Genomic DNA, 5,423 nt, shown 5'->3' on the forward strand with positions numbered 1-5,423 from the left:
ACCTCTTGCCGCTTCGGGTCGTTCTCGAAATTGATGGCGCCCTGGGCGAGGCCATAGAACCAGCGCCGCAGGGTCGGCATGTCGATGTCGTCGAGGCCGAGCGAGCGCGCCAGGCTGAGTGTCGACACCGGCTCGAAATAGTCTGCCATCAGTTCCGCCGTGCCCTGTTCGGCGATCTGGTCGAGAAAGGGCCCGGCGATCGAGCGCACGAGGTCGCCGGCATAGGAGGCGACGGTGCGCGGCCGATATTTTGGATCGACGCCCTGGCGAAGGTCTTTGTGCGTCTCGCCGTCGGTGGTCAGGATGGTCGGCTTGCCGAAGGAGCGTTCGACCGGCGACGTGCCGACCACCGCCGAGAAGATGTCGGGCGACTTGGCGACGGTCTCGACATCCTTCCAGCGGGTGACGAACCAGAGGTTGACCGCCGGCACATAGGCGACCGGGGCGCTGCGCCTGAGCTCGGCATAGATCGGGTAAGGATCGGCTTCCAGCGCCTCGACGGTGATCTCGTCGGCAAAGCTCAATGCCGTCACTCCCTCTGCGATGGAAGGGGCGGCGTCAGCCGCCGCCCCTGACTTCTTTCAGTCCTTCAAAGGCACTCCGAGATTTTCGAAGGCGACTGGATCGCGGCCCTTCAATGCACTCGCCAGCAACAGGCCGACCACGGCGGCGATCAGCACCAGGGACGGCAGGAACACGCCGAGGAAGCCGCCAGCGCCCGACAGGCTGCCGAAATTGATGACGATCAGGTAGATGATGATGACGAAGGCGATGAAGGTCAGCCCCGGCAGCACGGTGGTCTTCAGCGCGTTTTCCTGGGCGGACGGATTGGCGCGGAAGTACATCACCACGGCCAGCGAGGCCACGGCCATCATCACGATGACGCCGAGCGTCGCGACATTGGTCAGCCACGAAAACAGCGCCAGCACCGGGTCGAGCCCGAGCACGGCGAAGAGCCCGACGACAACAGCGGCAAGCACGGTCTGGATGACCGAGGCGACATGCGGGCTCTGGTGCGCCGAATGGGTCACGCCGATGGTCTGTGGCAGCAGCTTCTCACGGCCCGCAACATAGATGTAGCGGGCGACCGCGTTGTGGAAGGCCAGCACGCCAGCGAACAGGCTCGACACGAACAAGATGCTCATGGCGTGGGTGAGCGGCGTGCCGGCATAGCGATCGGACAGGCCGAACAGGAAGGTGGTCGGATCCTGCAGGCCCTGCAAGGCTGGCAGCAGCTTGTCGACACCGGCGCCGACCGCCATCAGCCAGGCGGTGACCATGTAGAACAGGCCGATCAGGATGACGGAGAAATAGGTGGCGCGCGGAATGGTGACCTTGGGGTCGCGCGCCTCCTCGGCATAGATGGTGGTCGCCTCGAAGCCGATGAAGGCGGCGAAGCAGAACAGGATGGCGATCGCCGGCGCGCCGCTCGTGATCTGGCTCCAGCTGAACGGTGCCGCCGACAGGCCGCTGTCGCCGCCGGTCCTGAGGATCGTCAGGTCGAGGATCAGCACCACGACATATTCGGCAAGCACGAGCACGGTCAGGATCTTGGCCGACAGGTCGACCTGGCGGTAACCGAGCACGGCGACTATGGCGATGGCGATGAAGCTCCACACCCACCAGGGCAAAGCGATGCCCCAACCGGCGAACAGGCCGGCGGTCGCGGCGCCAAGCAAGCCCATGACACCGATCTGCATGGCGTTGTAGGACAGGATGGCAATCAGCGCCGTCGCGCCGCCGGCGAGGCCGCCGAGCCCGCGCGCCGCGTAGGCATAGAAAGCTCCCGCATTGCCGACGTGACGCGACATGGCGACGTAGCCCACCGCGAACAACAGCAGCAGAACCGTCACGATGAGATAGGTGCCGGCAAAACCGGCGCCGTTGCCCATCAGCATGCCAAGCGGCGTGCCACCCGCCACAGCCGTGAGCGGCGCCGCGGCCGAGATCACCATGAAGGTGATGGCGCCAACGCCAAGGCTGTTCTTCCTCAGCCGGTTCAGTTCGCCGGCTTCAATTGTCGTCATCTTTCCCTCCAGATCCGCGCTTGCGGAAACCAAGTGTCCCTGAAATGCCGGGCCTTCTGCTGGGCCATCAACGTTTCACTATTTGCAACAGCATTTCGAATATAGACTTGCAAAGGAATCGACTTGCTGTCAAGTTAATTCGCACGTTAAGTATCTGATGGAGGATCAGACCGGGATGGGCACGGTGAGCAAAGCCATTTCGCTGCTGGAAATGCTCGGCCGCAGCGCGCCCGAGACGGCGCTTGCCGACCTTGCCAGGCGCGCCGGTTTCGACAAGGCGACGACGCGGCGGCTACTGGTCTCGCTCATCGAGCACGGGCTGGTGGAGCAGGACGAAGCCACGCGGCTCTACCGGCTGGGCGCCGGCATCGCGCGGCTGGCGCTGATGCGCGAGGCGCAGTTTCCGTTCCTGCGCATGGCGGTGCCGGTGGTCGAGCAGCTGGCGGCCGAGACCGGCGAGACCGTGCATTTGTCGGAATATTCAAAGCGCGGCCTGATTTCGGTCCATGTCATCGAGTCGGCCAAGGCCAACCGCGTCAGCGTGCAACTTGGCGAGGTGCTGCCGATGCATGCGACGGCGTCCGGAATTGCCTTCCTGGCGTTCACCGAGGAGCATGTCCGCGCCGGCGTCCTCGCGGGACCGCTGCCGGCCTTCACGCCCCACACGATCGGCGACGCCGAAACGCTCGCCGAACATATCGCCGCCGCCCGCGCGCGCGGCCATTCGACCGGCTCGCAAGGCTATGAGGAAGGCGTGCTCAGCGTCGCGGCACCGATCCTCGGCGCCGACGGTTTCGCCATCGGCACCGTCGCGGTCGCGGCACCAAGGGTGCGGATCCAGAAGGGCGACATCGAGCGTCACGGCGCCAGCGTCGCCGCGGCGGCGCGCGGCATCAGCGAGCGGCTTTTCGGCAGGCTGCCGGGCCGCAAGCGGGCATGACAACAACGACATTGCAGGGAGAACCGACTGTGGAGGAGACACGCCGTATCCTGGTTATCGGCACCGGCGACACCAAGGCCGACGAGCTTCTGTTCATGCGCGAGCGCATCGAGGCGGTCGGCGGCGTCGCCGTGATGATGGACGTCAGCGTGCTCGGCGACCCGCCCTACCGGCCGGCCTATGACAGGCACGCGGTGGCAAAGGCCGCCGACACGACGATCGAGGCGATCATCGCCAGCGGCGACGAGAATTCGGCGATGACGCTGATGGCACTCGGCGCCTCGCGACTGGCGCGCGCGCTCCACGACAAAAGCGAGATCGACGGCGTCATCGCGCTCGGCGGCTCGATGGGCACCGACCTTGCGCTCGACGTGGCACTGGCGCTGCCACTCGGCGTGCCGAAATTCGTCGTCTCGACGATCGCCTATTCGCATCTGCTGCCGCCGGAACGCATCGCCACCGACCTGATGATGATCCTGTGGGCCGGCGGCCTCTATGGCTTGAACAGCGCCTGCAAGGCGGTGCTGTCGCAGGCCTGCGGCGCGGTGGTGGGTGCCGCGCAGGCCGTCGTCAAGCCGGACGCGGCAAAGCCGCGGATCGGCATGAGCTCGCTCGGCAAAAGCTGCCTGCACTATATGGTGAGGCTGAAGCCGGAGCTGGAAAAGCGCGGCTACGAGGTGATCGTCTTCCACACCACCGGCATGGGCGGACGGGCGCTGGAGGCGATCGCGGCGCAAAAGGGTTTTGTCGCGGTGATGGATTTCAGCCTGCAGGAACTCGCCAACCAGCTCACCGGCTCGGTGGTGAATTCCGGCACCGACCGGCTGGAGAATGCGGGCCGGCAGGGCATCCCGCAGATCGTCGCGCCCGGCGCCGTCGACATGGTGGATTTCCCGACCTGGCAAACGGTGCCCTCGCGTTTCATCGAGCGGCCCTACCATGCGCACAACCGGCTGCTCGCCTCGGTGACCTCGGACGCCTCGACCCGCAAGGAGATCGCGCGCGCCATCGGGGAGAAGCTCGCCGCGGCGACCGGCCCGACCGCCTTCATCCTGCCCGCCGGCGGCATCCAGCAATGGGACCAGGAAGGCGAGCCGCTGCATGACCCAGAGGCGCTGTCGGCCTTCGTCGAGGAGATGCGTGCCAGCGTGCCTGCCAATGCCGAGCTGCACGAGATCGCCGGACACATCAATGACGCCGCCTTCTGCGCCAAGGCGCTGGAGATCTTCGACCGCTGGGTCGCCGACGGCATAGTACCGCCGGGCCGCAGGCAAGCCGCATGAGCGGGTCGCTGCCAAAGGCGATGGTGCTCGATTTCGGCGGCGTAGTCACCCGCACGCTGTTCGAGACGCATGCGCTGACTGAGCGCGCGCTGGGTCTGGCGCCGGGCACGCTTGCCTGGCGCGGCCCGTTCGACCCGGCCTCCGATCCTTTGTGGCGGGCCATGCAGGCGGACGAGATCAGCGAGCGCGACTACTGGAGGACGCGCACGCGGGAGGTCGGCCAGCTGGTCGGCGAGGACTGGCGCGACATGTCGACCTTCGTGCAGCGGGCGCGCGGCGCCGACCCGCAGGCCGTAATCCGGCCCGAGGCAGAACGGGCGATCCGGACGGCGCACGCGGCCGGCATCAGGCTGGCCATCCTCTCCAACGAGCTCGACCTGTTCTACGGCACGCAGTTCCGCCAGCGGCTGCCGCTGCTCTCGCTGTTCGAGGCCATAGTCGACGCGACTTATACCAACGTCCTCAAGCCCGATCGCCTGGCCTATGCGATGGTCGGCGAGGCGCTGGAGCTGCCGCTTGGCGAATGCGTCTTCGTCGACGACCAGCAGCGCAACATCGACGGCGCCACCGCCGCCGGCATGCTGACCGTGCATTTCGACGTCGCCCAGCCGGCGCGAAGCTATGCCGAGGCGCTCGGCCATTTCGGCCTCGCCCTCCCCCAATTGGAAACCGGAGTTCCCACCGATGCGTGACATCAACTTCCTCACCGAGAACAACGCCAAGCCGATCTGGCATCCGATGGCGCATCCGGCCGAGATGCGGGCGACGCCGCCGAAGATCATCATGAAGGGCGACGGCGTCTCGGTGACCGATGCCGACGGCCGCACCGTACTCGATGCGGTCGGCGGCTTGTGGAACGTCAACCTCGGTTACAGCTGCGACCCGATCAAGAAGGCGATGGCCGCGCAGCTCGATGCGCTCCCCTATTATTCCGGCTTTCGCGGCACCTCGACAGGACCGTCGATCGAGCTTGCCTACGAGCTCACCGACTGGTTCGCCCCGGAGGGCATGGTGCGTGCCTTCTTCACCTCGGGCGGATCGGATTCGGTCGAGACGGCGCTGCGGCTCGCGCGCCAATATTGGAAGATCCGCGGCCAGGGCGACCGGACGAAGTTCCTGGCGCTGAAGAAGGGCTATCACGGCACGCATTTCGGCGGCGCCTCGGTCAACGGC

The 5,423-nt window shown here is 66.3% G+C and carries 5 protein-coding genes and 1 pseudogene; 4 read left to right on the top strand and 2 right to left on the bottom strand.

Annotated elements, in window-relative coordinates:
• Together EN742_RS22660 and EN742_RS22665 are read right to left on the bottom strand one after the other, a co-directional pair.
• Positions 1-524 (bottom strand): annotated as a pseudogene (locus EN742_RS22660) (cytochrome P450); the annotation flags it as partial.
• A gap of 57 nt (positions 525-581) precedes the next feature.
• On the bottom strand, positions 582-2,027 hold the full coding sequence (locus tag EN742_RS22665; protein WP_126056106.1) for an APC family permease: 1,446 nt from the start codon (positions 2,025-2,027) through the stop codon (positions 582-584).
• Positions 2,028-2,202: 175 nt separating this feature from the next.
• Here EN742_RS22665 and EN742_RS22670 point away from each other — a divergent pair, with 175 nt between their 5' ends.
• From EN742_RS22670 to EN742_RS22685, 4 genes are all read left to right on the top strand, one after another.
• The gene (locus EN742_RS22670; RefSeq protein WP_128333296.1) at positions 2,203-2,967 is read left to right on the top strand and encodes an IclR family transcriptional regulator; all 765 of its coding nucleotides are present in this window, start codon (positions 2,203-2,205) and stop codon (positions 2,965-2,967) included.
• Positions 2,964-4,250 (top strand): Tm-1-like ATP-binding domain-containing protein, encoded by a 1,287-nt coding sequence (locus EN742_RS22675; RefSeq protein WP_126056107.1) that lies wholly within the window; start codon positions 2,964-2,966, stop codon positions 4,248-4,250. The genes EN742_RS22670 and EN742_RS22675 overlap by 4 nt, the downstream gene beginning before the upstream one ends.
• An 8-nt stretch (positions 4,251-4,258) precedes the next feature.
• Positions 4,259-4,942, top strand: a complete 684-nt coding sequence (locus EN742_RS22680) for an HAD-IA family hydrolase (RefSeq protein ID WP_189347381.1) — start codon at positions 4,259-4,261, stop codon at positions 4,940-4,942.
• On the top strand, positions 4,935-5,423 hold a 489-nt coding region (locus EN742_RS22685; protein ID WP_128333295.1), incomplete at its 3' end, for an aminotransferase class III-fold pyridoxal phosphate-dependent enzyme. The genes EN742_RS22680 and EN742_RS22685, both read left to right, overlap by 8 nt.

This window comes from Mesorhizobium sp. M4A.F.Ca.ET.020.02.1.1 (assembly GCF_004022645.1).
Taxonomy (GTDB): domain Bacteria; phylum Pseudomonadota; class Alphaproteobacteria; order Rhizobiales; family Rhizobiaceae; genus Mesorhizobium.

Coding starts and splice junctions, on each gene's coding strand:
- EN742_RS22665 (WP_126056106.1), bottom strand. CDS start 2,027: ATGACGACAATTGAAGCCGGCGAACTGAACCGGCTGAGGAAGAACAGC.
- EN742_RS22670 (WP_128333296.1), top strand. CDS start 2,203: ATGGGCACGGTGAGCAAAGCCATTTCGCTGCTGGAAATGCTCGGCCGC.
- EN742_RS22675 (WP_126056107.1), top strand. CDS start 2,964: ATGACAACAACGACATTGCAGGGAGAACCGACTGTGGAGGAGACACGC.